Origin of the sequence: Tropicimonas aquimaris (assembly GCF_042676185.1) — a bacterium.
GTDB classification, from domain to species: domain Bacteria; phylum Pseudomonadota; class Alphaproteobacteria; order Rhodobacterales; family Rhodobacteraceae; genus Tropicimonas; species Tropicimonas aquimaris.
In genome coordinates this window covers 13,660-39,737 of record NZ_JBHTJT010000021.1, presented here as the reverse complement: position 1 = coordinate 39,737, position 26,078 = coordinate 13,660, and the positions used below count along the sequence as shown (strand labels likewise).

Annotated in this window: 28 protein-coding genes; 6 read left to right on the top strand and 22 right to left on the bottom strand. The window is 65.5% G+C overall.

Annotation, left to right across the window (positions count from 1 at the left end; translation table 11 throughout):
- The first annotated feature begins 8 nt into the window (after positions 1 to 8).
- The 3 genes from yidC to yihA all read left to right on the top strand — a co-directional run bounded on the left by yidC (position 9) and on the right by yihA (position 3,234).
- Entirely contained in the window at positions 9 to 1,826 is a 1,818-nt protein-coding gene (gene yidC, locus ACFQ2S_RS12105; protein WP_386074779.1) for a membrane protein insertase YidC, read from the top strand.
- A gap of 62 nt (positions 1,827 to 1,888) precedes the next feature.
- Positions 1,889 to 2,584 carry an MOSC domain-containing protein gene (locus ACFQ2S_RS12100; RefSeq protein WP_386074777.1) on the top strand — a complete coding sequence of 232 codons (696 nt, stop codon included), beginning with the start codon at positions 1,889 to 1,891 and terminating at the stop codon, positions 2,582 to 2,584.
- Entirely contained in the window at positions 2,581 to 3,234 is a 654-nt protein-coding gene (yihA, locus tag ACFQ2S_RS12095; RefSeq protein WP_386074775.1) for a ribosome biogenesis GTP-binding protein YihA/YsxC, read from the top strand. Before ACFQ2S_RS12100 ends, yihA begins: the two co-directional genes overlap by 4 nt.
- A 72-nt stretch (positions 3,235 to 3,306) precedes the next feature.
- Here yihA and ACFQ2S_RS12090 read toward each other — a convergent pair whose 3' ends face one another.
- Positions 3,307 to 4,047, bottom strand: coding sequence for an SDR family NAD(P)-dependent oxidoreductase (locus ACFQ2S_RS12090; RefSeq protein WP_386074773.1), 741 nt, complete (start codon positions 4,045 to 4,047; stop codon positions 3,307 to 3,309).
- Positions 4,048 to 4,164: 117 nt separating this feature from the next.
- On the opposite strand from ACFQ2S_RS12090, the gene argB reads away from it, so the two are divergent.
- The 3 genes from argB to ACFQ2S_RS12075 are packed head-to-tail and all read left to right on the top strand — an operon-like array spanning position 4,165 to position 6,277.
- Positions 4,165 to 5,052, top strand: a complete 888-nt coding sequence (gene argB / locus ACFQ2S_RS12085) for an acetylglutamate kinase (RefSeq protein WP_089233426.1) — start codon at positions 4,165 to 4,167, stop codon at positions 5,050 to 5,052.
- A gap of 44 nt (positions 5,053 to 5,096) precedes the next feature.
- A complete protein-coding gene (locus ACFQ2S_RS12080; RefSeq protein WP_386074772.1) occupies positions 5,097 to 5,780 on the top strand; it encodes a ferredoxin in 684 nt (227 codons plus the stop codon).
- Positions 5,777 to 6,277, top strand: a complete 501-nt coding sequence (locus ACFQ2S_RS12075) for a SixA phosphatase family protein (RefSeq protein ID WP_386074770.1) — start codon at positions 5,777 to 5,779, stop codon at positions 6,275 to 6,277. Before ACFQ2S_RS12080 ends, ACFQ2S_RS12075 begins: the two co-directional genes overlap by 4 nt.
- Positions 6,278 to 6,341: 64 nt before the next feature.
- On the opposite strand, the gene ACFQ2S_RS12070 is transcribed toward ACFQ2S_RS12075, so the two are convergent.
- From ACFQ2S_RS12070 to ACFQ2S_RS11970, 21 genes are all read right to left on the bottom strand, one after another.
- On the bottom strand, positions 6,342 to 7,133 hold the full coding sequence (locus ACFQ2S_RS12070; protein WP_386074768.1) for an amino acid ABC transporter ATP-binding protein: 792 nt from the start codon (positions 7,131 to 7,133) through the stop codon (positions 6,342 to 6,344).
- 10 nt (positions 7,134 to 7,143) lie between these two features.
- A complete protein-coding gene (locus ACFQ2S_RS12065; protein WP_386074766.1) occupies positions 7,144 to 8,436 on the bottom strand; it encodes an amino acid ABC transporter permease in 1,293 nt (430 codons plus the stop codon).
- A gap of 1 nt (position 8,437) precedes the next feature.
- Entirely contained in the window at positions 8,438 to 9,757 is a 1,320-nt protein-coding gene (locus ACFQ2S_RS12060) for an amino acid ABC transporter permease (RefSeq protein ID WP_386074764.1), read from the bottom strand.
- Positions 9,758 to 9,892: 135 nt separating this feature from the next.
- Complete coding sequence (locus ACFQ2S_RS12055) at positions 9,893 to 10,909, bottom strand: amino acid ABC transporter substrate-binding protein (protein ID WP_386074762.1); 1,017 nt, start codon at positions 10,907 to 10,909, stop codon at positions 9,893 to 9,895.
- A 240-nt stretch (positions 10,910 to 11,149) separates the two neighbouring features.
- A complete protein-coding gene (locus ACFQ2S_RS12050; RefSeq protein ID WP_386074760.1) occupies positions 11,150 to 11,866 on the bottom strand; it encodes an ATP12 family chaperone protein in 717 nt (238 codons plus the stop codon).
- Positions 11,867 to 12,553, bottom strand: coding sequence for an HAD-IA family hydrolase (locus tag ACFQ2S_RS12045; protein WP_386074758.1), 687 nt, complete (start codon positions 12,551 to 12,553; stop codon positions 11,867 to 11,869).
- Positions 12,550 to 13,599, bottom strand: coding sequence for an RluA family pseudouridine synthase (locus ACFQ2S_RS12040; protein ID WP_386074756.1), 1,050 nt, complete (start codon positions 13,597 to 13,599; stop codon positions 12,550 to 12,552). Before ACFQ2S_RS12040 ends, ACFQ2S_RS12045 begins: the two co-directional genes overlap by 4 nt.
- The gene (gene crcB, locus ACFQ2S_RS12035; protein WP_386074754.1) at positions 13,596 to 13,979 is read right to left on the bottom strand and encodes a fluoride efflux transporter CrcB; all 384 of its coding nucleotides are present in this window, start codon (positions 13,977 to 13,979) and stop codon (positions 13,596 to 13,598) included. Before crcB ends, ACFQ2S_RS12040 begins: the two co-directional genes overlap by 4 nt.
- A gap of 51 nt (positions 13,980 to 14,030) precedes the next feature.
- Positions 14,031 to 14,702, bottom strand: a complete 672-nt coding sequence (locus tag ACFQ2S_RS12030) for a cytochrome b/b6 domain-containing protein (RefSeq protein WP_386074752.1) — start codon at positions 14,700 to 14,702, stop codon at positions 14,031 to 14,033.
- Positions 14,703 to 14,707: 5 nt separating this feature from the next.
- Positions 14,708 to 15,163: a c-type cytochrome gene (locus tag ACFQ2S_RS12025; protein ID WP_386074750.1), complete on the bottom strand. Its 456-nt coding sequence runs from the start codon at positions 15,161 to 15,163 to the stop codon at positions 14,708 to 14,710.
- Between the two features lie 131 nt (positions 15,164 to 15,294).
- Entirely contained in the window at positions 15,295 to 16,605 is a 1,311-nt protein-coding gene (locus ACFQ2S_RS12020) for a replication-associated recombination protein A (RefSeq protein WP_386074749.1), read from the bottom strand.
- 110 nt (positions 16,606 to 16,715) lie between these two features.
- Positions 16,716 to 17,327: an autoinducer binding domain-containing protein gene (locus ACFQ2S_RS12015; RefSeq protein WP_386074747.1), complete on the bottom strand. Its 612-nt coding sequence runs from the start codon at positions 17,325 to 17,327 to the stop codon at positions 16,716 to 16,718.
- A gap of 168 nt (positions 17,328 to 17,495) precedes the next feature.
- On the bottom strand, positions 17,496 to 17,909 hold the full coding sequence (gene rplQ, locus ACFQ2S_RS12010) for a 50S ribosomal protein L17 (RefSeq protein WP_386074745.1): 414 nt from the start codon (positions 17,907 to 17,909) through the stop codon (positions 17,496 to 17,498).
- 129 nt (positions 17,910 to 18,038) lie between these two features.
- Positions 18,039 to 19,055: a DNA-directed RNA polymerase subunit alpha gene (locus tag ACFQ2S_RS12005; protein WP_089233590.1), complete on the bottom strand. Its 1,017-nt coding sequence runs from the start codon at positions 19,053 to 19,055 to the stop codon at positions 18,039 to 18,041.
- 118 nt (positions 19,056 to 19,173) lie between these two features.
- Positions 19,174 to 19,563 carry a 30S ribosomal protein S11 gene (rpsK, locus tag ACFQ2S_RS12000; protein ID WP_089233441.1) on the bottom strand — a complete coding sequence of 130 codons (390 nt, stop codon included), beginning with the start codon at positions 19,561 to 19,563 and terminating at the stop codon, positions 19,174 to 19,176.
- A gap of 15 nt (positions 19,564 to 19,578) precedes the next feature.
- Positions 19,579 to 19,947, bottom strand: a complete 369-nt coding sequence (rpsM, locus tag ACFQ2S_RS11995; protein WP_089233442.1) for a 30S ribosomal protein S13 — start codon at positions 19,945 to 19,947, stop codon at positions 19,579 to 19,581.
- 303 nt (positions 19,948 to 20,250) lie between these two features.
- Complete coding sequence (gene radC / locus ACFQ2S_RS11990; RefSeq protein WP_386074742.1) at positions 20,251 to 21,198, bottom strand: RadC family protein; 948 nt, start codon at positions 21,196 to 21,198, stop codon at positions 20,251 to 20,253.
- Between the two features lie 164 nt (positions 21,199 to 21,362).
- The gene (gene secY / locus ACFQ2S_RS11985; RefSeq protein ID WP_386074740.1) at positions 21,363 to 22,718 is read right to left on the bottom strand and encodes a preprotein translocase subunit SecY; all 1,356 of its coding nucleotides are present in this window, start codon (positions 22,716 to 22,718) and stop codon (positions 21,363 to 21,365) included.
- Positions 22,719 to 22,818: 100 nt separating this feature from the next.
- The gene (gene rplO, locus ACFQ2S_RS11980) at positions 22,819 to 23,304 is read right to left on the bottom strand and encodes a 50S ribosomal protein L15 (RefSeq protein WP_386074738.1); all 486 of its coding nucleotides are present in this window, start codon (positions 23,302 to 23,304) and stop codon (positions 22,819 to 22,821) included.
- A gap of 232 nt (positions 23,305 to 23,536) precedes the next feature.
- Positions 23,537 to 24,118 (bottom strand): hypothetical protein, encoded by a 582-nt coding sequence (locus ACFQ2S_RS11975; RefSeq protein ID WP_386074736.1) that lies wholly within the window; start codon positions 24,116 to 24,118, stop codon positions 23,537 to 23,539.
- The gene (locus ACFQ2S_RS11970; RefSeq protein WP_386074734.1) at positions 24,105 to 25,952 is read right to left on the bottom strand and encodes a glycerophosphodiester phosphodiesterase family protein; all 1,848 of its coding nucleotides are present in this window, start codon (positions 25,950 to 25,952) and stop codon (positions 24,105 to 24,107) included. Before ACFQ2S_RS11970 ends, ACFQ2S_RS11975 begins: the two co-directional genes overlap by 14 nt.
- Positions 25,953 to 26,078: the final 126 nt, after the last annotated feature.

Genomic DNA, 26,078 nt, shown 5'->3' with positions numbered 1-26,078 from the left:
ATCCCCTGATGGACGATCAGAACAAGAACCTCATTCTCGCCACCGCGCTCAGCTTTCTCGTGATCCTCGTCTGGTTCCTGCTGTTTCCGCCACCGGAACCGACCGTGACCGATACCCCGCCTGTTGCGACCGAGACAGTTGGCCAGACCGATGCCAACGGCACGCCGATAGCCTCCGTTCCGCAGGCCGCCGATCCCGGCGCGACCACGGCGACGACCGAGGTCACACCCGCCGCCGACGCCCCGCGCCTGACCGTCGAGACACCGCGCCTGACTGGGACGATCTCGCTCGCAGGTGGCCGGATCGACGACCTTCTGCTGAACGACTACCGCGAGACGCTCGACGCCAACTCGCCCAATGTCCGCCTGCTGGAGCCGGTCGGCGACCCGCTCTCCTATTACGCGCTCTTCGGCTGGGCCCCCGGCGGCGGCCTGACCCCGGCCGATGTGCCTGGCACAGACACGGTCTGGACAATCGAGAACGGCGAGACCCTGACGCCGGAAACCCCGGTGTCCTTGCGGTGGGACAGCCCCTCTGGCCTCGTCTTCCGGCGCGAGCTGTCGATCGACGCCAACTACATGTTCACCATCGCCCAGACCGTCGAGAACCCGACCGAAACCGCCGTCCGCGCCGCCCCCTACGGGATCATCGCCCGGCACGGCCTGCCCGAGACCAGCCGCTTCTTCATCCTGCATGAGGGGGTCGTCTCTATGGCGAACGGCTCGCTCACCGAGAAGGATTACAGCGACTTCGAGGATTTCGCGGTCGACCCGGCCATGGGCGCCCAGGCCGAAACGATCGAAGACGTGACCGAAGGCTGGATCGGCTTCACCGACAAGTACTGGATGACCACGCTGATCCCCAACAACGGCGAGACCTTCAAGCAGGTCATGCTGTTCCAGCCCCAGTCGCAGATCTACCAGACCCAGACGATCTATCCGACGGTCGAGATCGGCCCCGGCCAGACGGTGGAGCATTCCTCGCGGCTCTTCGCCGGCGCCAAGGAGTGGGAGGCGATCCGCGACTACCAGAACGAGGGCGGCGTCTATCGCTTCATCGATTCCATCGACTGGGGCTGGTTCTTCTTCCTGACCAAGCCGATCTTCCAGGTGCTGCACTTCCTGCACGCGCTGATCGGCAACATGGGCTGGTCGATCATCGCGCTGACAGTCATCATCAAGGCGCTGCTCTTCCCGCTGGCCTACAAGTCGTACTCCTCGATGGCCAAGATGAAAGAGCTTCAGCCGGAAATGGAGAAGCTCAAGGAGAAGGCCGGCGACGACCGGATGCAGCTCCAGAAAGACATGATGGAGCTCTACAAGAAGGAGAAGGTGAACCCGGCTTCCGGATGTCTGCCGATCCTGCTTCAGATCCCGATCTTCTTCTCGCTCTACAAGGTGATATTCGTCACCATCGAACTGCGTCACGCGCCCTGGCTCGGCTGGATCCGCGACCTCTCGGCGCCGGACCCGTCGTCGATCCTGAACCTGTTCGGCCTGCTTCCCTGGGGAGTGCCCGAACTCGGCGCGCTGCAGATCATCTCGCTCGGCATCCTGCCGATCCTGCTCGGCATCTCGATGTGGATGCAGCAGAAGCTGAACCCGGCGCCCACGGATCCGACGCAGCAGATGATCTTTGCCTGGATGCCGTGGATCTTCATGTTCATGCTCGGCAGTTTCGCCAGCGGTCTGGTGCTCTACTGGATCACCAACAACACGATTACCTTCATCCAGCAGTACCTGATCATGCGCTCGCACGGCTACAAGCCGGACATTTTCGGCAACATCACGTCAGGCTTCAAACGCAAGAAATCCGACGCCGAGTGACCGGCAGACTCGCACATATCGTTCGTCATCCGATCAAGTCCCTCGGATGGGAGAAATTGCCGGTGGTCGATCTGACCGCCGGCAAAGTGCTGCCCTACGATCGCCACTGGGCGCTGGCCCACGACGCCGCTGCATTCGACGGCGCCCCCGACGGCTGGTACGCCAAGCGCAACTTCGTGCGCGGTGTGGCTTCGGCCCCGCTGATGGCGATCCGGGCGAGCCTGTCGCCCGACAACCGCCGCGTTACACTGACCCACCCGGAGCGCCCGACGCTCGAGATCACCCCGGATGACGGCGCAGCCTCGGCCGCTCTGACCGACTGGGTCGCGCCGCAATGGCCCGCCAACCGGCCCGAACCGGCACGCCTCGTCACCGCCGGCGCGCAGGCCATGACCGATGCACCGGACCCGTTCGTCTCGGTGCTGAGTCTCGCCTCGCTGCGCGACCTCGGGCAACGCATGGACAAGGATCTTTCGATCCACCGTTTCCGCGGCAACCTCTGGTTCGACGGCCTCCCCGCCTGGGAAGAAACCGGCTGGATCGGGCGCGAGGTTGCCATCGGCCCGACCCGGCTCCGCGTGGTCGAACCGATCACCCGGTGCAACGCCACCCGCGCCAACCCCGACACCGGCCGCGACGACGGAGACACCCTCGGCGCGCTGGAAGCCGCCTTCGGCCACCGGGACTTCGGCGTCTTCGCCACCGTCATCGAAGGCGGGCCGATCCGCATCGGCGATCCAGTGGAGCCCTGCCCATGAGTGCCCTGCCCTTTCCGCTCGCCCCGACGCCGGACGACGCCTCGATGGAGCGGGGCCGCAAGCTCTTTGCCGGCCGGACAGAGTTCCTCAAGGGCGTGGTCGCTATGCCAGGCCTGCCGCCGGCGGACCGGATCGAGGTCTGCTTTGCCGGGCGTTCGAACGTCGGCAAGTCGACGCTGATCAACGCACTGACCGGGCACAAGGCGCTGGCCCGCGCTTCCAACACGCCGGGCCGGACGCAAGAGATCAACTTCTTCACTCTGCAGGAAAGCCATTACCTCGTCGACCTGCCCGGCTACGGCTTTGCCAAGGCGCCGGTCGCCGTGGTCGAGAAATGGCAGAAACTGCTCAAGGCCTACCTCTCCGGCCGCGCCACCCTGCGCCGCGCCTTCGTGCTGATCGACGCCCGCCATGGCGTCAAATCGGTCGACGAGGAGATCCTGACGCTGCTCGACAAGGCCGCCGTGCCCTTCCAAGTGGTGATGACCAAGGCGGACAAGGTGAAGGCGGCCGAGCTCGACAAGGTGCTGACCCAGGTCCGCGGCAAGCTGCAGCCGCACCCGGCCGCCTACCCCGAGTTGCTCGTCACCTCCTCCGACAAGGGCGAAGGGATCGAGGCCCTGCGCGCCACTATCGCCGGCCTCGACTGAACCGGGCGCAAACGCGCCGCTACTTCTGTCCCAGTAATTCCTGCCGGAAGCGCCCCCGCTGCCAGTCCGCCCTCAGACGTGCTGCCCGCCGTTCACCTCGATCTCGGTGCCGGTCACATAGCTCGATGGCTCCGTGCAGAGGAAATAGATCACGTCCGCGACTTCCGACGGCTGGCCGAGCCGCCGCAGCGGCAGACCGTTCACGATCTTGTCGGTGCCAGGGCTCAGGATCGAGGTCTCGATCTCGCCGGGGGCGATCGCGTTCACTCGCACCCCGTGCGGCCCGAAATCATGCGCCATCTCGCGGGTGAGCGCCTTGAGCGCTGCCTTGGAGGTCGCATAGGCCGCGCCGGCAAAGGGATGCACCCGAGAGCCCGCGATGGAGGTCACGTTGACCACAGCTCCCTTCGCGGCCGTCAGTTCCTCGATCAGCCCACGCGCAAGCACGACGGAGGCGAAGAAGTTGACGTGGAACACCCGCCCCCAGTCCAGAAGGTCGGTGTCGATCGAGTTCAGCCGCTCGCCATTCGGCCCCTTGGGCGAGATCCCGGCATTGTTGACCAGCGCGTCCAGCCGACCACCGATCTTCTCCTGGATCACGCCCACCGCGTTGATCGTGTCGGCCGGGTCCGACAGGTCGATCTGGACATGGTTCTCCTCGCCGCCGGGCCAGGGGCAGGCAGGAGCGAAGGGATGCCGGGAGCAGGTGATCACCCGCCACCCTTCCGCACTGAACTTGCGCACCGTGGCATGGCCGATCCCGCGGCTCGCCCCAGTCAGCAGCAATGTCTTCTGTCGGTTCTCATCGGCCATGCTGTGCTCCCGCATTCTGGCCCAAGCCATACGCAAAGCGGCGGCAAACACAATCGCCCTTGGCACGCGGTCGGTCAGGCCCTAACACGGGAGACCAATGCATCACCGAGCCGACAGATGAAGAAACAGGTCATGAACCGCGACTGGATTGCCACCGCCCGGACACTCTCCGAGGCCCTCCCCTACCTCCAGCGCTACAGCGGCGCCACCGTTGTCATCAAGTTCGGCGGCCACGCGATGGGCGACGCCGAGCAGATGGCTCAGTTTGCCCGCGACATCGTGCTGATGAACCAGGTCGGCGTGCACCCGGTCGTCGTCCACGGCGGCGGGCCGATGATCAACGAGTTGCTGGCCAAGCTCGACATCAAGAGCGAGTTCGTGAAGGGCAAGCGGGTGACCGACGCCGCCACCATGGAAGTGGTGGAAATGGTGCTCTCCGGCCTCGTCAACAAGCGGATCGTCCAGGCGATCAACCAGGAGGGTGGCCGCGCCGTGGGAATCTCCGGCAAGGACGCCAACATGATGGTCTGCGACCCGGTCGACCCGGCGCTCGGGCTCGTTGGCCAGCCGGTGGAGGTCTCGCCCGACCTCATCCACCAGATGCATGCGCACAAGATCATCCCCGTGGTCGCCCCGCTCGGCGCCGGCCGCGACGGTGAGACCTTCAACGTCAACGGCGACACCGCCGCCGGCGCCATCGCCGCTGCGCTCAAGGCCGACCGCCTGCTGCTGCTCACCGATGTCGAGGGCGTGAAGGACGCCAGCGGTTCCGTGGTCACCCAGCTCAGCCCCGACCAGGTGCGCGAGCTGACCGCCAGCGGCGTCATCGCCGGCGGCATGATCCCCAAGACCGAGACCGCGCTTGATGCCATCGCCGGCGGGGTGCGGGCCGTGGTGATCCTCGACGGTCGGGCGCCCAATGCCTGCCTGCTGGAGCTGTTCACCGACCACGGCGCCGGTTCGCTGATCCGGGTGCCGTTCGAACAGGAACCGCGCAAGATGTGAAAAGGGCTTCGCATCGGCGAAACCTGTCCTATGATCGGGCCGTCATGTGCACCGCTCCCCAGTCAGCCGGACCGGATTTCGAGTCGCTGGAGCACGAGGCGGGGAGCCTGTCTCTCTCGATCCTCGGCGGGCTTCACGTCGCGCCGTCGGACAAGGGCATCCCAGAGGGCGTGCACACCCTGCTGCTGCTCGGCCCGGCCGAGCCCGGCTTCTGGCCCAGCGTGACCGCCACCCCGGAGTTCTCCGACGCCGCCCCGGACCCGCTGGATCGCTGGTCGCGACGGGTGATCGGGGACTGGGCGGCGCGGATCGGCGCAGAGGCGCTCTTTCCTTTCGGCGGTCCGCCCTTTCTACCGTTTCTCGACTGGCTGACCCGGACGGGGCGCGCCTGGTCATCCCCGGTGGGGCTGGTCGTGCATGCCGAGGCGGGGCTTTTCCTTTCCGTGCGCGGCGCGCTCGCCCTGAGGCAGCGGATCGCGCTTCCCGATCCGGTGCCATGCCCCTGCGATAGCTGCGCCACCCGACCCTGTCTTTCCGCCTGCCCAGTCTCGGCCCTTGGCGCCGGCGGCTACGATACAGGGCGCTGCCATGACCATCTCGACACCGGGCGCTCGGACTGCATGGAACTTGGCTGCGCCGTTCGGCGCGCCTGCCCTGTCAGCCAGAATTATCCACGCCTGCCTGCTCAATCCGCATTTCACATGCGAGCTTTTCACGGAACCCAATGAGACACCTCATCCTTCTCCGCCACGCGAAATCCAGTTGGGTGAACCCCGACATCGACGATTTCGACCGCCCGCTCAACAAGCGCGGCAAACGCAGCGCCAAGGCGCTCGGCACATGGCTGCACGAAAGCGAAATGCATCCGGACGAAGTTTTGTGTTCCTCCGCCCGGCGCGCCCGCGAGACATGCGAGGCGCTGAGGCTGTCCGTCGGGGTGGACCTCCGCGAGGATCTCTATCACGCTGAGCCCGAGGTGATGCTCGAGGTGCTGCGAAAGGCCAGCGGGAAGTCTGTCCTCATGATCGGCCATAACCCCGGGATTGCGGCCTTTGCCCAGATGCTGACCGAGACGCCACCGGACCATCCGCGTTTTGCCGATTACCCGACCGGTGCGCTTCTGGTGCTGGATTTCGACATCAAGAACTGGTCCAAAGCCGGCCCCGGCAAGGGCAAGGTGCGAACCTTCCTCACGCCGCACGACCTGGTTCCGGCAGAAGAATAGCCGCCAAACGGCAAACGCTCTGGCCGTTCCGCCAGGGCGCTGTCTTCTCGGGATCGGCGCGACCTCAGTGGCCCAGGATCTGGCTCAGGAACAGCTTCGTTCGCTCGTGCTGCGGGTTGTTGAAGAACTCTTCCGGCTCGTTCTGTTCCACGATCTGGCCTTGGTCCATGAAGATCACGCGGTTCGCGACCTGCCGGGCAAAGCCCATCTCGTGGGTCACGCAGAGCATGGTCATGCCTTCCTCGGCCAGCTCGACCATCGTGTCGAGCACTTCCTTGATCATCTCAGGGTCGAGCGCCGAGGTCGGTTCGTCGAAGAGCATGATCCGCGGCTTCATGCAGAGCGACCGGGCGATCGCCACCCGCTGCTGCTGACCGCCCGAAAGCTGGCCGGGATACTTGTTCGCCTGCTCGGGGATCTTCACCTTTTCAAGGAAGTGCATCGCCGTTTCGACGGCTTCCTTGCGCGGCACCTTGCGCACCCAGATCGGCGCGAGGGTGCAGTTCTCCAGGATCGTCAGGTGCGGGAACAGGTTGAAGTGCTGGAACACCATCCCGACCTCGGAGCGGATCTTGTCGATGTTCTTGAGATCCGAGCTGAGCTCGGTCCCGTCGACGATGATCTCGCCCGACTGGTGCTCTTCCAGTCGGTTGATGCAGCGGATCAGCGTCGACTTGCCGGAGCCAGAGGGGCCGGCGATGACGATCCGCTCGCCGCGGTGAACCGAGAGATTGATATCGCGCAGGACGTGGAACGTCCCGTACCACTTGTTCATATGGGTGATCTGGATCGCGACCTCGTCGGACACCTGCATGTGCGAGCGGTCGATTTCGCGTTGGGCGGACATTTCGGACATGAGCGTTTCCTTAGCGATGGCCCGTCTGGAGCTTGCGCTCCAGGTACATGGAGTACCGGGACATGGAGAAGCAGAAGATGAAGAACATGACGGCGATGAAGCCGTAGATCTCCCAGACGAGGCCGTTCCAGGCAGCGTCGGCGAGGATCGCGCGCGACAGGCCCAGCGGGTCGAGAAGGCCGATGATCGACACCAGCGTCGTGTCCTTGAACACGCCGATGAAGGTGCTGACGATGCCGGGGATCGAGATCTTGAGCGCCTGCGGCATGATGATCAGCCGTTGCGCCATCCAGAAGTCTAGCCCGAGCGCGTCGGCCGCCTCGTACTGACCGCGCGGCAGCGCCGCGAGACCGCCGCGGATCACTTCGGCCATGTAGGCCGAGGCGAAGAGCGTCACCATGATGATGACCCGCAGGATGATGTCGAAATCGGTGCCTGGCGGCATGAAGATGTTGAGCAGCGTCGAGGCCACGAAGAGCAGCGTGATCAGCGGCACGCCCCGGATGAACTCGATGAAGCCCACCGAGAGCGAGCGGACGATCAGCAGGTTGGACTGACGCCCGAGCGCCAGCAGTATGCCGATCGGCAGCGACAGCGCGATCGCGACCACGCCGATGGTGATCGAGAGCATGTAGCCACCGAAGGCGCGGCTCTCGACCGACTGGATTGCCAGCGGCAGGATCGAGGCGATACCGTCGGCCACCGGGCCGGAGAGGAAAATCCACCAGATCACCGGCAGGACGAAGGCCAGGATCGTCGCGGCCAGGTTGCCGAGCACCGGCGCAAGGTGCCGGGAGGCGAGATAGCCAATGACGAAACCGAGAGCCGCCATGACCGGGTTCCAGATTGTGCCGCCCCAGAGCAGCCAGGGCATCAGGAACGGGTAGATCGCCGAGAAGTAGAGCATCTTGCGCGGCAGGTGGGTGAAGAGCACCGGTGCGAGCGCGACGAAGAGCAGGATGAAGTCCAGCACGACCCGCCAGTAGAGTTCCTTGGGGTAGAAGCCGAACATGAACTGCAGCCAGCGTTCGCGGATGATGCCCCAGCAGGCCCCGCCGTAGCCGAGTTCCGCGATGATCTCGCGGCATTCGGTCAGGGAAGAGGCGTGCCAGGTGGGCGAGACCATCCAGGGCAACGCCTGGGCCAGCAGCCAGTAGATGAAGGCCAGCGCCAGCAGCGTGACGATAGAGTTGAAGGCCGAAGAGAACAGGTTCTCCCGCACCCAGCCGATCGCGCCGGTGGTCGCCGCGGGCGGCTCCTGCTCGGGAAGCATCTCGGAGCGGACGTAATGCGTGTTGCTCATCTTACCGCTCCACCAGTTTGACGCGCTGATTGTAGAGGTTCATCCCTGCCGAGATCGCCAGGCTGATAGACAGATAGACGAGCATCCCCATCAGAACAGTCTCCAGCTCACGGCCGGTCTGGTTGAGAGTGATCCCCATCAGCGTGCCGGTCAGATCCATGTAGCCCACGGCGATGGCGAGCGAGGAGTTCTTGGTCAGGTTCAGGTATTGCGAGATCAGCGGCGGGATGATGACCCGCAGCGCCTGCGGCAGGATGACGAGGCTCATGATCCGGTTGGGCCAGAGCCCGAGCGCCGCGGCGGCCTCGGTCTGCCCCTTGGAGATGGCGAGGATACCCGCGCGCACGATCTCGGCGATGAAGGCCGCAGTGTAGAGCGACAGCGACAGCCAGAGCGCGATCAACGAGTTGCGGAGATAGATACCGCCCTGGAAGTTGAAGCCCTGGAGCTCCGGCATGCCGAGATGGAAGCCCAGGATCGCCAGCACAGCGAGAGTCGGGATCATCACGACGCCCAGACGCAGGTACCAGGTGGTCGGCCGGTCGCCGGTCTGGTTCTGGATCCGATCCGCACGCTGGCGGATCTTGCTCGACGCATAGAGGCCGGCAAGGAACACGGCCGCGATGAGCAGGAAGTCGAGGCTGATCTGGAACATACCGCAGGAATCGCTGACCGGGCCACCGTCTTCGGGGATGGCGCAGGCCGGGCTGTCCGTGTCGGGCAGGATCGGCAGGTCGCCGAGGCCGCGGCTGAACAGCGGCTCGGGGATATAGACGCCACGGTTGGTCAACGCGACGGAATCGAAGAGCAGCATGCTGGCTTCGGGGTCCTCGCCGCGGAAATCGCGGGGCGCGGGCAGGGTTTCGATCAGGATCGCCATGGTGAAGACGATCCAGAGCAGCACAGGCACGTTGCGGAAAATCTCGACGTAAACGGTCATCAGACGTGACACGAGCCAGTTGTTCGACAACCGCAGAACGCCAACGATCACGCCGACGACCGTCGCCGTGATGCAGCCGAGTACGGCTACCAGCAAGGTGTTGAGCAGGCCGACCACGGTCGCCCGCCAATGGCTGGACTGTGAGTTGTAGTCGATCAACCTCTGGTTGATATCATATCCGGCCGGGTCCCGAAGGAAGGTGAAGTCGATCGGCTTCCCGAGGACGGCGAGGTTGTTGATCGTGTTGTTGATGAGCCAGCCTGCCAGGATCAGGAACCCGATGAGCGCAACGATCTGGATCGTGATCGAGCGGTAGCGGGTGTCGTAGATCAGCATGCCGAGCTTGAACGACTCCTTCGGCGGGTCGGTCATGGTGCTCATGGCAATGTTCCCTGCAGCGCTCCGGGCTTCTTTCATCGGCGAGGTTTGCTCACCCCGTCCATTGGCCCGGATATTTTCGTTGAAGTGCAGATACGCGAAGGGCGCGACATTTGCCGCGCCCTTGCATAGTCGATCTTAGCGGAACGGCGGGGAGTAGAGCAGGCCGCCGTTGGTCCACTGCGCGTTCAGGCCGCGCGCCAGGCCGATCGGCGTGGTCTCGCCCACGTTCTTCTCGAACAGCTCACCGTAGTTGCCGCCCGCCTTGATGGCGTTCTTGGCCCAGTCGGCTTCGAGGCCGAGCATCTCGCCCAGCGAGCCTTCGGTGCCGAGGATACGGTTGATCTCCGGATTGTCGGTGCCGGAGGACAGCTCGTCGATGTTGGCCGAGGTGATGCCAAGCTCTTCGGCCGAGATCAGCGCGTTCAGCGTCCAGCGGACGATGTCGCCCCAGTCGTTGTCGCCGTGGCGAACGAGCGGGCCGAGCGGCTCCTTGGAGATGATCTCCGGCAGCAGGATGTGATCGCCAGGGGTCTCGAAGGTGGCGCGCACGGCGGCGAGGCCGGAGGCGTCGGTGGTGTAGGCGTCGCAGGCACCGGCGAGGTACTGCTGCTGGGCCTCGTTATCGGTCTCAACCGGGACCGGCTCGTAGGAGATGTTGTTGGCGCGGAAGAAGTCCGCCAGGTTCAGCTCGGTGGTGGTGCCGGTCTGGATGCAGACGGTGGCGCCGTCCAGTTCCTTGGCCGAGGAGACGCCGAGTTCCTTCGGAACCATGAAGCCCTGGCCGTCATAGTAGTTTACGCCGACGAATTCGAACTTGAGGTCGATGTCGCGGGTAAAGGTCCAGGTGGTGTTGCGGGCGAGCAGGTCCACTTCGCCCGAAGCCAAGGCGGTGAAGCGGGTCTTCCCGGTGGTCGGGATGAACTCGACAGCGGTCGGATCCCCGAGCACGGCAGCCGCGACAGCGCGACAGAACGCAACGTCGAAACCTTCCCACTCGCCATTCGCGTTGGGAGCGGCGAAGCCGACGAGGCCGGTGTTCGCGCCGCAGTTCAGCTTGCCGCGGGCCTTGACGTCGTCCAGGGTTGCAGCCCCCGCGACACCGGCCGACAGGCCAGCCACGGCCAGTGCCCCAACGAGTACGGTCTTTTTCATGAGTACCTCTTCCTGATGGTCCCACCCGTTCCGGTGGTGATCCTATATTTTTTGGGCCTCTCGACCCGAGCGAAACTCTCCCGAGAGGGCGCTGCCCCCTCAGCGCCCCAACTTTGGGCAAATTCCTAAATAAAGGTCAAGTGCGGCCCGGGAAGTGGCCCTAGCGTCAACTTTGCATACGCGCAGGTCATGTCCATGTGTTGAAAAATTAGGCAGCCGAAGCGACGATCAAGACAGGATCTAGACGCCTGGGCGAGACACGCGGTGGAAATTCGCAGCATGCAGAAACGCTTGCCGCTTGATCGCCGCATCCGCGGCCGCCTCCGCGTCGACGCCCCACTGGCTCTCCTGGAAGGTCTCGTCGACCCGCGAACGCCGCCAGAGCTCCTCGGGAGAAAAAACTTCGTCGACAGCGGCGAGGCCGATCAGCAGCGAGCCTGAAAGGCTGACCAGATCATGCAGAGCAGTTAGCGCGAACGGATCCGAATCTTCGACCCGGCGGCGCAGGGTCGCGAGGCTCTCTTCCGACTGGGCCACCGGAACGATTCCCACGGTCGGCTCCAGCGCGGCGCCAAGTGCGCTGCGCGCCCAATCGAGCATCGGGTCCCAGGCCTCGGCCTGCAACTGCGCCAGCAGCTCGGGCCCGTCAGCGCGGTAGCAGCAGAGGTCGGTTTCGCCGTAGGCCGCGATCAGCCCCGCGACCTCCATGAACTGCGGAACGACCTTGTCGATTGCGGAATTGGCGGAGCGGGTGAAGGGCATCGACAGCGGGTCGATCTCGCCTTCCTGCGCGTTCCACTCGGCGGCGATCTCCTCGGCCAGCAGGCGCGTCGGCAGCAACAGCGTCGCCTTGCTGGGCGTCCGCACCGGGCGGCCGTCGAGCGCCACGCTCCAGCCCGCCCCGGAATCGACGGCCTCGGCCTGCGTCCAGAAGCGTTTCGCCTTCCACTCGGCCATTCAGCTCTCCCAGATTCGTTCGATCGCGGCGGGCAGATCGGCATAGCGATCGACGATCGCGCCGGCCCCGGCCCGCGTCAGCGTCTCGGTGGGATGGTAGCCCCAGCTCACGCCAAGCGTCCGGACGCGGGCGGCGCTGCCCATCTCCATGTCAAAGCTCGTGTCGCCGATCATCACCGCGTCCCACGCCTGCACGCCGGTTTCGGCGAGCGCCGTCAGCACCATCGAGGGGTGCGGCTTGGAGGGGTGGTGGTCGGCCACCTGTTCGGTGACGAAGGCCCCGGTCAGCCCGTGGGCCAACAGCAGGTGATCCAGCCCGCGGCGGGACTTGCCGGTGGCGATGCCGACCAGCACGTCGTCGCGAGCGAGCAGCGCGTCGATCACCTCCCGCGCGCCGGGATAGAGCGGCGACATCTGCTCCGGCGCACCGGTGCTGCGAAGGCTGGAGAAGCTGTTCTTGTAGCCCTCGACCAGTGCCTCCTGCGCCTCGGTGTCGAGTTCGGGAGAAAGCTGTGCCATCGCCACCGGCAGCGACAGGCCGACGATCGACAGCACCGTTTCGCGCGGCGGCGGCTGCATCCCGAGCCCGCCATAGGCGGCATCCATCGCGGCGACGATATGCGCCTGGCTGTCCACGAGGGTGCCGTCGACATCGAAAATCACCAGCCGAAGCGGGGAATGGCTCATCCGTCCTGCTCCTCGAAGGGATCGGCGGGCACGTCAGCGGCGCGCCAGTCGAGCATCTCCCAGGTCCGTTCCATGTGTTCCGGTAGCGGCGCGGTCAGCACCAGGCGGCTGCCGGTCACCGGGTGGGTCAGCGACAGCGACCGGGCGTGCAGGTGCAGCTTGCGCGACAGCGCGCCGCCCAGACCCGCGCCCCAGCCGTCGCCCAGGTTCTCCTGCCCGGAACCGCCATACTTGCCGTCGCCCACGATCGGATGCCCGATCTCGGCCATGTGTGCGCGCAGCTGGTGCGTGCGCCCCGTGACCGGGACCAGCGCCACCCAGCTCACCCGCCCGCCGAGACCCGAGAGCACGGCGTAGTCGGTGGTGGCGCGCTTGGCACCGGGAGTCGCGTCGACCTCGCGCGGATGCACGCAGCGCATCTTCTCGCCCTCGCCGCCGGCCCCGTGGCCCCCGGCCTTCACGAGGCCGAAGCGGATCGTACCCATCTGCGGCGCGGGCACGCCGGCGACGGCGGCCCAGTAGATCTTGCGGGTGTCGCGGGCGCGGAAGGCCTCCGTCAGGGCGCCGGCCATCGCGCGGGTCCGCGCCAGCAGCAGCACGCCGGAGGTGTCCTTGTCGAGCCGGTGAACCAGCCGCGGTTTCTCGTCCAGCCCGAAACGCAGCGCCTCGGCCAGCCCGTCGACATGGCGGGTCTGTTTGCTGCCGCCTTGCGTGGGCAGGCCAGCGGGCTTGTTGATCGCGATCAGGTGGTCGTCCCGGTAGATCACGGTCTCCCGGATCATCCTGGCGTCGGCCTCGGAGACCTCGCTCCTCTCCTGCCGCGGCGGCTCGCTGTCCGCATCGGGCAGCGGCGGCACACGCACGATCTGCCCGCCCTTGATCCGCGTCGAGGTCTTGACCCGAGCCCCGTCGAGACGCAGCTCGCCCTTCCGGCACATCTTCTCGATCCGGCCCTGGCCGACATGCGGGAACCGGTTCCTGAACCAACGGTCGAGCCGCTGCCCCGCCTCGTCCGGCGCGATCTCTATCTGCTGCACACGGCTCATGGCAGCGGCACCACACCGCGGGCGAAGGCAAGCCCCACGACAAGCGCGGCGAGCGAAACCAGCACCGATGCGGTGATATAGACCAGCGCAATCTCCGTCCGGCCCTCCTCCATCAGGAAGATCGCGTCCAGCGAGAAGGCCGAAAAGGTGGTGAAGCCGCCGAGGAAGCCGGTCATCAGGACCGGGGCCAGCGCATTGGCACCCTTGCGCTCCAGCAGGACGACAAGCGCGCCCATGAGGAAGGAACCGACCACGTTCACCGTCAATGTCCCCCACGGGAAGCCGATGCCCAGCATGGCCTTCATCCCGACGTTGGTCAGGTATCGGCAGGTTGCGCCGAGCGCGCCGCCGAGGGCGACCTGGAGAGCGGTAAGGATCATTGCGCCGATGTCCTGTGCCACCGGCGCAATGTCAAGGGCCCGGCCTTGCGCTCAGGCCGATTTGCGCGCGCCGGCGGGGCCTTCGTCATTGGCGGCGATCACCTCGATCACGCGATCCTCGGGCACCGGCCCGCGCACGATCTTCTTGCCGTGGATCATCGACGGCACCAGGTTCTCGCCCTTCCAAACCTTGTAGAAAAGGATCGCCGCGAGGTGCAGCAGAACGAGCGCCAGGATGATCGGGGGCAGCGTGTTATGCCAGCCCGACGCCCAGCCAACCCAGGCGCCGCTGACGGAATCGGCAAGCGGGCCCTTGTTGATGAAGTCGTCCGGATCGCTGAACAGCCCCGTGAAGGCCTGGAACGCCAGGACCCCGAGCAACGCAAAGACCGACAGCGCCCCAACTGGGTTGTGCCCGGCCCAGTGGCTCGGCTTGCGCTTCGAGATGCCGCTGGAATAGCGCAGGAACGTGCCCGGCGCGTAGACGAAGTCCCGGAAGCGGGCGGGCCAGGGGCCAAACAGCCCCCAGACCACGCGGAAGACGAGCAGCCCGATCACGGCGTAGCCGAAGTAGAAATGCAGGGTCATGATACCCGGGCCGAACTTGCCCAGGTACCATGCCGCACAGACGCAGATCGCCAGCGCCCAGTGGAACAGGCGAAGGCCCGGATCCCAGAGGCGGACGCGGCGAAGCTGGTCGGTTTCAGGCGAGCCGTCAGACACGCGCCTCAGTCCTTCTTGGCCTGGAATTCCTTGTGACAAGCCTGGCACTGCTGACCGATCGGCCCAAGGGCGGCGACCATGGCGTCCTTCCCGTCGCTAGCGACGTCCTGCATGTTGGCGGCGGCGGCCTGCAGATCGGTCATGATCGCGGTGACCTGATCCGTGTTCTCCCAAAGCGCCGGCTTGGCATAGGAGACGCCCGGCAGATCGTCCATCGAGGTGCCTTCCATCCAGAAACCGGACTGGTCGGCATTGGCCAGCTCCACCAGCATGTCGGCGGCGGCCTGAGCGACGGCCGGATCGTATTCCGCTTCGCCCTTGGCGACAGCGGCGAAGGTACCGACCTGCTTGCCGAAAGCCTTCATGTGGTCCTGACGGGCTTTCACGGCGTCCGTGGCGGCGTCGGCAAGAGCAATGCAAGGGATGGAAATGGCGATGGCGGCTAGAATGGTCTTTTTCATGGCTGGTCTCCTGAAATGGCCAGTTTGATGAACCCGGTCACAGGGTTGCGAGATTCGCGCTCCTCACTAAGGCATCGCACGGCTGCATTCACAGTTTAAGATGATTGTCTGTAGCCCTTATCAAATTTAGGTCATCCGCCGCGCTTCGCCCGGAGCTTGACGAAATAGTCGAGCCTGCGTTTCAGGTCGCGTTCGAAGCCGCGCTCGACCGGGAAATAGTAGATGCCGCGCTTCATCCCTTCGGGAAAGTAGTGCTGGCCCGAGAAGCCGTCTTCGGCGTCATGATCGTAGCTGTAACCCTCGCCATAGCCTTGGTCCTTCATGAGCGAGGTCGGCGCGTTCAGGATGTGCTTGGGCGGCGGCTCGGAGCCGGTCTGGCCCGCAGCCCTCATGGCAGCCTTGTAGCCCGCGTAGGCCGCGTTCGACTTGGGGGCGAGCGCGAGGTAAACGACCGCCTGCGCCAGCGCCAGCTCGCCCTCCGGGCTACCGAGACGTTCGTAGACCTGCCAGGCCTGAAGGCAGAGCGCCTGTGCCTGCGGGTCGGCCAGGCCGATGTCCTCCACCGCCATGCGGGTGATCCTGCGCGCTAGGTAACGCGGGTCCTCGCCGCCCTTCAGCATCCGCGCCAGCCAGTAGAGCGCCGCGTCCGGGTCCGAGCCGCGGACGGATTTGTGAAGGGCGGAAATCAGGTTGTAATGCGCGTCGCCCGACTTGTCATATTGTGCGGCCCGCTGGGTCAGCCGAGCGCTCAGCGCGTCGGTGTCGATCACACCGTCGGGCTTCCAGGCCGAGACCTGCTCCACAAGGTTCAGCAAAGCCCGTCCGTCGCCGTCGGCCATCGCCAGCAACGACATGCGCGCCGCATCCGTCAGGGGCAACGTGCGGCCAAGCTCCGACTCGGCCCGCGCGAGCATCGCCGCCAGCGCCGTCTCGTCCAGCCGGTTCAGCACAAGCACCTGGCTGCGGCTCAGAAGCGCCGCATTGAGCTCGAAGCTCGGGTTCTCGGTCGTCGCCCCGACGAGGACGATCGTGCCATCTTCCATATGCGGCAGGAACCCGTCCTGCTGCGCCTTGTTGAAGCGGTGGATCTCGTCGACAAAGAGCAGCGTGCCCTGCCCGTTCCTGCGCCGTAGGCGCGCCGCCTCGAACACCTTCCTGAGTTCGGGCACCCCGGTGAAAATGGCGCTGATCTGCACGAAGTGGAGGTCGGTCACATCGGCCAGCAGCCGCGCGATGGTGGTCTTGCCGACGCCGGGCGGCCCCCAGAGCACCAACGAGGAGAGCGAGCCCGCCGCAAGCATCGCGCCCAGCGGACCGTCGGGGCCCAGCAGGTGATCCTGCCCGATGACCTCGCCGAGAGTCCTGGGGCGCAGTCGGTCGGCAAGCGGACGCGGCGCGTCGCTCTCGGTTCTGTCGGTGGGCGAGTCGAAAAGGTCCGGCATGGGCGCAGCCTAGGTCCGGGTCGGGCAGAGCGAAAGCCGATCCCGACGCAAAAAACAGTAGAGATACCCGCGGATCGCCCCGTCGCGCCCCGCCTGAATGACACGCCGTCTCAAAGCAGCCGCGCGTCCTTGGCCCGCTGGATGGCCTCGGCCGTCGTACGGGCCATCAGCCGCTGTCGCGCTGCGGTCAGCCGGGCCTTGAGCGCGCTCTCCGAGATCCCGAGCTTGGCCGCCGCGGCGGCATGCCGGTCGCCCGTAGCGATCAGCCGCAAGGCCTGTGCCTGCGCCGCGGTCAGCTTCTCCGGCGGTTCGGTCAACCGGTGAAGCCGGTCGATGATCCGGGAGATCTGCTCCATCTCGGAATCGGCGAACTCCCTGTCGGATCGGGCGGCCCCCGCAATCGTGCGCGACGACACCGGCCCGGCAGAGACAGCGACTCCGAACCGCAAGCCGAACCCGGCCGCCTCTTCCATGATCCCGAACGGGTCGGGAATCCCCAGTTCGCTCCAGCGCGCGTAGCCGGTCGTGGAAAAGGCCCAGGCAGTGACGGGATCGCGCATCACATAGGCGTTCGCCGTGTAATGCTCGATCCAGGCCGGATCATAGGTCTGAATCGTCAGCAGCGGCGAGGCAAAACGGATGTGGAGACCGACGAAGTATCCCGCGGGCGACATTGCCGCCAGCTTTGCCAGTTCACGATCGACAGCCGCACGGTCAGCCATGATGAAAGAGAGCCCTACTGAACATGTCACCCGTCATATAAGGATTGAGGTGGTCACTCGTCACGTCCCGGCGTCATTTTTCGGGCACCGCTGTCGCGGATGATCGGTCATCCCCGAAAACAAAAGGCCCCCGCGATGCGGGGGCCCTATCGTTCCGGCCTGTCGGGCTTACGCTTCGTCGGTGGCCTCTTCCCGGACGCGATCCTCGGCGCCCTTGGCAGCCGGGTCGCGGTCGACCAGCTCGATGATCGCCATCGGAGCCATGTCGCCGTAGCGGAAGCCGGCCTTCAGAACGCGGACGCAGCCGCCCGGACGTTCGGCGTAACGCGGGCCGAGCACTTCGAACAGTTTCGCAACGTGCTTGTCCTGCTTCAGCCGAGAAGCGGCCTGACGGCGGGCGTGGATGTCGCCGCGCTTGCCGAGAGTGATCAGCTTCTCGATGATCGGCTTGAGTTCCTTGGCCTTGGGCAGGGTCGTCTTGATCTGCTCATGCTCGATCAGCGAGCCGGCCATGTTGGCGAAGAGCGCCTTGCGGTGCTCGTGGGTGCGGTTCAGGCGGCGGTATCCGCGGGCGTGACGCATTTTCTATCTCCAAATTGCCCTCTACGGGCGGTTTTGCTTTGTCTGGCCAGAGATGCGTGTCTCCGACTCTCCTTGGGGCAGTAGGCCCGTTTGTTTGGGCGCGCCCCGAAAGGCGCGACCGGATCGAGATCAGAACTGATCTTCGAATTTCTTGGCCAGATCCTCGATGTTCTCCGGCGGCCACTCTTCGACATCCATGCCGAGGTGCAGGCCCATGCCCGAGAGCACTTCCTTGATCTCGTTGAGCGACTTGCGGCCGAAGTTCGGGGTGCGGAGCATCTCGGCTTCGGTCTTCTGGATCAGATCGCCGATATAGACGATGTTGTCGTTCTTCAGGCAGTTGGCAGACCGCACCGAAAGCTCCAGCTCGTCCACTTTCTTCAGCAGAAGCGGGTTGAACTCGAGGCCGTCGTCCTCTTCCTGGCGACCGGCAGCTTCCGGCTCCTCGAAGTTGACGAAGATGCTCAGCTGGTCCTGCAGGATGCGCGCGGCATAGGCCAGCGCGTCGTCCGGGGTCACCGAGCCGTCGGTCTCGATCTTCATGGTCAGCTTGTCGTAGTCCAGAACCTGGCCCTCGCGGGTCGGCTGGACATCGTAGGAGACCTTCTTGACCGGCGAGTAGATCGCATCGATCGGGATCAGACCGATCGGCGCGTCCTCGGGGCGGTTCTTGTCGGCCGCGACATAGCCCTTGCCGGTGTTGACCGTCAGTTCCATGTAGAGATCTGCACCATCGTCGAGGTGGCAGATGACGTGGTCGCGGTTCAGGATCTCGATGCCGGCGGTCTCCGAGATGTCACCGGCAGTGACGGCGCCCGGGCCCTTGGCGGAAACCGACAGGCGCTTGGGTCCGTCGACGTCCATCCGGATGGCAATGCCCTTGAGGTTCAGGACGATGTCGGTCACGTCCTCGCGGACGCCGGCAACGCTCGAGAACTCGTGCAAAACATTGTCGATCTGGACGCTGGTGATCGCCGCACCCTGCAGCGAGGACAGCAGAACGCGACGCAGCGCGTTGCCGAGCGTCAGACCGAAGCCTCGCTCCAGCGGTTCGGCCACGACGGTCGCCTTGCGGCTCGCATCGGCGCCGGGCTTGACCTCCAGCTGGGTCGGCTTGATGAGTTCCTGCCAGTTCTTGTGGATCATGTAGATCGCCTCCATACCTGTCCGTCTCCCATGTCCGTGGAAACGGACGCCCGAGGTTCAAAATGCCAGAACGGACCGCGCCTGTAGCGGCGCGATCCGAAAGAGTAAGCCCTGATCCTCAGACGCGGCGGCGCTTCGGAGGACGGCAACCGTTGTGCGCGATCGGCGTGACGTCGCGGATCGAGGTGATGTTGAAGCCGACGGCGGCCAGGGCGCGGAGCGCGCTCTCACGGCCGGAACCGGGGCCCTGCACCTCGACCTCGAGGGTCTTGACGCCGTGTTCCTGCGCCTTGCGGCCGGCATCTTCGGCGGCCATCTGAGCGGCGTAGGGGGTCGACTTCCGGGAGCCCTTGAAGCCCATCGTGCCGGCGGACGACCAGGAGATCGCGTTGCCCTGCACGTCGGAGATCAGGATCTTGGTGTTGTTGAACGAGGAGTTCACGTGAGCAACGCCGGTGGCGATGTTCTTGGAAACCTTGCGCTTGGTTTGACGCTTGTCGCGAGCCATCTGTCCTGCCTCCCCTTACTTCTTCTTGCCGGCGATCGGCTTCGCCGGGCCCTTGCGGGTGCGGGCGTTGGTGTGGGTGCGCTGGCCGCGCACGGGCAGGTTGCGGCGATGGCGCAGGCCGCGATAGCAGCCGAGGTCCATCAGGCGCTTGATGTTCATCTGCGTCTCACGGCGCAGGTCGCCTTCGACGGTGTAGTTCGCGTCGATGTGCTCGCGGATCGCCAGAACTTCGGCGTCGGACAGTTCGTTGACCCGGCGGGTCGCGTCGATGCCCACGGCCTCGCAGATCGCCTGCGCGGAGGTATTGCCGATTCCGGTGATGTAGGTCAGCGCGATCGGGACGCGCTTGGCTGTCGGGATGTTGACCCCAGCGATACGTGCCAAGAGGGATATTCCTTCATGGTTGCGGTTCCGTAGTCCCAGAACCTTTTTTCACAACAGAGGCCCGACAGCTCATGCGCCATCGGGCCAGATTAGCCGCCGATCGACCTTTGCGACACGCGCAGGGATTCGACGGCGATTCTCCAATGAGAGGGTGTCAAGTAAAGCCAAAGCCGGGGCCCGTCAAGGGCCCCGTTCACGATCTGTCAAGGGATATCATGCATCCCGAGACATCGCGTCCGACCAGGGTAGGTTCCGCGATTTTGCGGAGGGCGTCAACCGGTGGCTGTGCCGCGGCCGCCAAGGTCATGTCAGGTAACCCAGCTGCCGGAAGGAGGCATCCTGTTCCTTTCCGATCACGACGTGGTCGTGGATGGTGATGCCAACCGCCCGACAGGCCTCGGCAATCCGGTCGGTCATCATGATATCCTCGTTCGAGGGCGCGGGATCGCCGGAAGGGTGGTTGTGCACCAGGATCAGCGCGCTGGCGTTCAACTCCAGGCTACGCTTGACGATCTCGCGCGGGTAGACCGGCACATGGTCCACCGTTCCCTCGGCCTGCGCTTCGTCGGCGACGAGGTTGTTCTTGCGGTCGAGATAGAGCACCCGGAACTGCTCGGTGTCGCGGTGCGCCATCACCGTCTTGCAGTACTCCATCAGCGTGTCCCACGAAGACAGCACGTGGCGCTGCAGCACCTTGGCCCGCGCCATCCGGTGGGCGAAGGCCTCTGCGAGCCGGAGCTGGTAATAGACCTTCTCCGTCGCACCCTCGACCTCCAGCAGCCGGGCCTGCGGAGCCGCGATGACGCCGTTGAGATCCCCGAAGGCCGCGAGCAACCGCTTGGCCAGCGGCTTCGTGTCGATCCGCGGGATCGCGTTGAAGAGCAGCATCTCCAGCAGTTCGTATTCCGGCATAGCCGCATGTCCGCCCGACAGGAAGCGCTGGCGCAACCTTTCGCGGTGGCCCCAGTAGTGCGGGCGGGCCTGCCCGTCCTCGCCAACGACGAGCCCGCCACCCGCCGCGGCATCGGGCTTCAGCCGGTCGGTCTGTCGGTAGCGCGGCTCGCTCGCCGGCCGGGTCGCCGCGTCAAGCGGCGGCAGCCGTGCCTCCAGTTCCTCGAGCCCACGGAGTGCCGCCTCGGAGAAGCCCCGGGTCCCCGTTGGCGCAGTATCGGCAAACAGATGGCCCTGCTGGCTCTCGTCATCAGGCCGCCGCGCTCCGATACCGGCAATGCGATCCCAGATCTTGACCATCGGCTCCTCGTTCCCCGGCTTACGGGGACCGAGCTTGCCCGGAACTGGTTAACAGAGTGTAAGGGGCGGCCCGATCCGGGCGCAGGGAAGGCATTTCAGCACCGCCAAATGCAAGACGGGCGCCCGGAAGGACGCCCGCCGTGCTTCTGCTGAAGGTGTCGCGATCAGCGCCGTGCAGGCGCCTTGCGCGAGCGCTTCTTGCCGCGCAGTTGCGATTTCTCGATCAGCCCCTCGTACTGGTGCGCCAGGAGGTGCGACTGAACCTGCTGGATCGTATCCATCGTCACCGAGACGACGATCAGAACCGAGGTCCCGCCAAAGTAGAAGGGAATCGCCAGCTGGTTACGAAGGATCTCCGGGAAGAGACAGACCGCAGCCAGATAGGCAGAGCCGAGGACCAGCACGCGGCGCACGACGTAGTCGAGATATTCCGCCGTCTTCGGCCCTGGACGGATGCCCGGCACGAAGCCGTTCTGGTTCTTGAGGTTGTCGGCCACGTCATCGGTCTTGAACGCCACGTTCTCGGTATAGAAGTACGCGAAGAACACGATCATCGACGCGAAGAACAGCAGGTAGAGCGGCTGTCCCGGTCCGAAGTAGGCCAGGATGGTCGACATCACCGGGCCGGTGTTGCCGCCCGAGAAGGTGGCGATCGTGGTCGGCAGCAGCAGCAGCGACGAGGCGAAGATCGCCGGGATCACGCCCGACGGGTTCACCTTGATCGGCAGGTGGCTGGAGCCGCCGTCGTAGACCTTCATGCCAACCTGCCGGCGCGGATACTGAATGTGGATCTTGCGAAGCGCGCGCTCCATGAAGACCACGAAGCCAACGATCAGGATCATCATCACGAGGACACCGATGATCACCGCCGGGCTGATCGCACCGGAGCGGCCGGAGGCGAGGAACTGCGCCAGCGCGGCCGGGACCTCGGCGATGATGCCGACGAAGATGATGAGCGAGATACCGTTGCCGACGCCGCGGGCAGTGATCTGCTCGCCCAGCCACATCAGGAACATCGTGCCGCCGACCAGGGTGATCACCACGGCCGCGCGGAAGAACCAGCCCGGATCATGGGCCAGGCCGCCCGCCTCGAGGCTCACGGCCAGGCCATAGGCCTGGAACGTCGCCAGCAGCACGGTGCCGTAGCGGGTGTATTGATTGATCTTCTTACGCCCCTGCTCGCCCTCTTTCTTCAGCTGTTCCAGCTGCGGGACCATCGCGGTCATCAGCTGCACGATGATCGAGGCAGAGATGTAGGGCATGATGCCGAGCGCAAAGATTCCCATGCGCCCGAGCGCGCCGCCGGTGAACATGGTCAGGATGCCGCCGATACCGGCCGCCGCCTGCTCCATGAAGTCGCGCAGCGCCTGCCCGTCGATCCCCGGAACCGGAATGTAGGTGCCCAGGCGATAAACGATGAGCAGACCCAGGGTGAACAGGATGCGCTGTCGGAGCTCAGTGGCCTTGCCCAGGGCGGCCCAGCTCATGTTGGCCGCCATTTGCTCTGCTGCAGATGCCATTCGTGGTCTCTCTCATGCATGCGCCGCCGAGCGGTTTTCCCGTCGGCGGCGCTGGAAAACTGGAAGTTAAGTAAGGGGCATTGCTTCCCCTCACAACCTCTTATTCGGCCGCGGCCTCGGTGGCTTTCGCAGACGTGACCGTCAGCGAGCCGCCGGCCTTCTCGACAGCCTCGACCGCCGACTTGGACGCGCCGGAAACGGCCAGCTCGACCTTTGAGCTGAAATCGCCTTTGGCGAGAACGCGGACGCCGTCGAGCTTGCGGCGCACGAGGCCGGATTCGAGCAGCACGTCCTCGGTGATCGGCTTCTTCGCATCGATCTTGCCGGCTTCGATGAATTTCTGGAGGATGCCCAGGTTCACAACGGCCCAGGACTTGCGGTTCGGCTTGTTGAAGCCGCGCTTCGGCAGCCGCATGTAGAGCGGCATCTGGCCGCCTTCGTAGCCATTGATCGCCACGCCCGAACGGGACTTCTGACCCTTGATACCACGACCGGCGGTCTTGCCCTTGCCGGAGCCGGGACCACGGCCGATGCGCTTTTTCTTGGGGGTCGAGCCCTCGGCGGGGCTGAGTTCATGCAGTTTCATGTCGCTACTCCTTGCCGGATGCGGCCCCCAGCGACGGGAGCGGCCGAACTCGGCATTTCTTGTTGGTTCGTCGGTTGACGTGAATCGGCCCTGTAAGGCCATGGGGCGTCTTATGCGATGCGGCGACGCCTATCAAGGCGTAATGGAGCGGGCGGCCAGCGACAGACCAGCGAGTTGCCCGAAATCGAGATCAAAGCCGGTGCGATTGCCGCCCGTCATGGCGCTCCTCCGCTCAGCCGCCGGTCTTTTGCCAGCATTGCGGATAGCCATAGCCCCACCGCCAGGGCAGGCCGGTGCAGGGCCCGCCGCCCAGCCTGACGGCCTGGAACATGCCAGCGGCAATCGCGGAATAGACCTGGCGAATCTGTTGGGCGTCGAGCGCATAGATCTCGCTGAGGACGGCATCCCGGCTGTCGGCGGTCTGCTCGACACAGCTCCGCAGCGCCTCGTCTGCCTGCAGCCGCGCGTCATAGCTCGCTTCCGGCGCCGAGTCCGGGCCGGCGGAATGGTAGGCGCGGTCATGCACCACGCAGCACCCCTCCCAAGGAGGGGTGCCCTCGTGCGCCTCGGCGAAGGCGGGAAAGCGTTCGGCCATGAAGGACCAAAGGCTCGACATGCCGCCGCTGCACCCGTCTGTGGTGAATTCCGAGAGCGTCGTCCCAGGGGCGTCGCGCACCTCGGCCAGCCAGCCATGCGCGGGCAATTCGACGGAGCGCGACAACTGCGCCTGCCAACCCTCCGCGTCCTCCGTCAGCGCGGGGGCGGCGATGGCGATACACAGCACCGCGCCCGCCAGCACCCTACGGAGAGCCATCGCGATACACCTTGTCGCTTACCGTCATTCCGAGCCGGTTGCCGAGCGCCAGCACCAGCCGCTCGACACTGCTCAACTCCTCCCGCTGCCGCAGGACCTCGCGCGCCAGCGCCGGCTCGTCCGTGATCAGCCCGGAGACCCCGAGGCTCAGCATCTGCGACATGGACAGGGGATCGTTGACCGTCCAGACGTAGAGCGGCTTGCCCGCCTCGCGGGCATGGCGAACCAGCTTGGGCGAGGCCATCGCCATGTTCACGGCAAGAAAATCCGCTTCCAGCTCCCACAGCCGCCCCACCGATTGCGCCGCCAGCAGGCCCACCGCCCAGTCCGGCCGGAGCGCCTTCATCTTCTGGACGGCCTCGTATTTCAGGCTCATCGCGCGGATCTGCTCCTCCATGCCGGTCTCGGCGACAATGTCGGCGACACGCTGTTCCAGCATCTCGTCATGGCCGTAGTACTTCAGCTCGATCAGCACGCCAGAGCCGGAATCCTTGGCGAGTTCCAACGCCTGGCGCAGGGTCGGCGTCCGCTCCCCGGCATAATCCGCGCCGAACCAGCTGCCGATGTCGATCTCCGCGAGGTCGGCGGCCGTGGCGTCCCAGGGTTTCAGATCGACCCCGGCGAGCTTCATGAAGTCGCTGTCGTGGACAACGATCACCTCGCCCTCGGCGCTTTCCTGCACGTCGAGCTCCACCCAGTCCGCGCCGTCCTCGATGGCCAGCGCAAAGGAGGCCATGGTGTTTTCCGGCCGCGCGCCCGCCGCGCCGCGATGGGCGATGACCTGAACCTCGTCCTCGACCTGCCGCGCCCCGAGATCCGCAGCCCCAAGCCCTCCGACGACCGCCACCACTGCGAGCCCGCCGACGAGTGCCAGGCGCAGCAGGCGGCGAGCCGGCGCGATGTCTATGTCGATCCCCGAAGTGCCCGGCCAGCCCGCGCGTTCCATCAGCAATGCCGCGAGGGCGCCCGTGGTCAGGGTCGTGACCAGCAGGTTCACCACCGACCAGATTGCGGCGAGCACCAGCAGGGCCGCCGCCAGCCGCCGGAGGTTGGCGCCGATGGTACCCGCAATGAGGTCTGCAGCGATCCCCACCGCGCCGAAGGCAAGCCCGACGACCAGCAGCGAAACCGCGCCCCAGGCCAGCAGGGCCGCCAACAGGTCCATCCGCTGGCCGCGCATTCGCTCGGCGCTCTCCCGGAAACTCCTGGAGGGCGGCACGTCCTGGAACAGCACGAGCGGCAACGCCAGGGCCCAGCCGAGCAGGTTCCAGGCGACCAGGAGGACCATCCCAAGGATCAGGATCCCGATGATCGTCGCGGCCTCGATGAACTCCGGCGGACGCTCGGCGAGATAGTAGTTGATGTCATATTCCGTCAGCCGGTTCTGCGCCACGATCAGTGCCATCAGCACGAAAGGCGCGACCATCGCCACGATCCGCAGCAGCAGCCGCCACGAGAAGCCGATGATCCGGGGCACCTGCGGCAGGATCGCGGCCACGCCGGCCTCGAACCGCCGTTCGCGGTGACGGCGGGCATCGCGGGCGATCGCCATCATGAAGGAGATGTCGAGCACGGCGGTGGTCAGCAGCAGACTTGCCACAATCAGCGCCGCCACGAACCCGGCCGGCGAGAGCAGGAACATCGCGATGTCGAAATCCGACAGCGCGGGCTGACCGGAGAGCGCGATCGCCGCGCGCAGCGCCAGCGCGGTCACCGGCGCCAGGAGCGCTGCGACGAGGAGGCTGAACACGAGATGGGACAGCAGGAACGGCCAGCGCAACCGCCAGGCTTCGTGAAAGGCGTCTCCCGCGGCGCGCATCGGCATGTTCAGCATGTGAAATCCTTCCCCTTTCCCGCAGCTTACCGCGGAACGGGGCTGTGTCGAGGGGCGGACCCACGCCGTACCTCGCCCTCGCGCAAAGAAAAACGCCCCGGGTGGGACCCGGGGCGCTTCGATTTC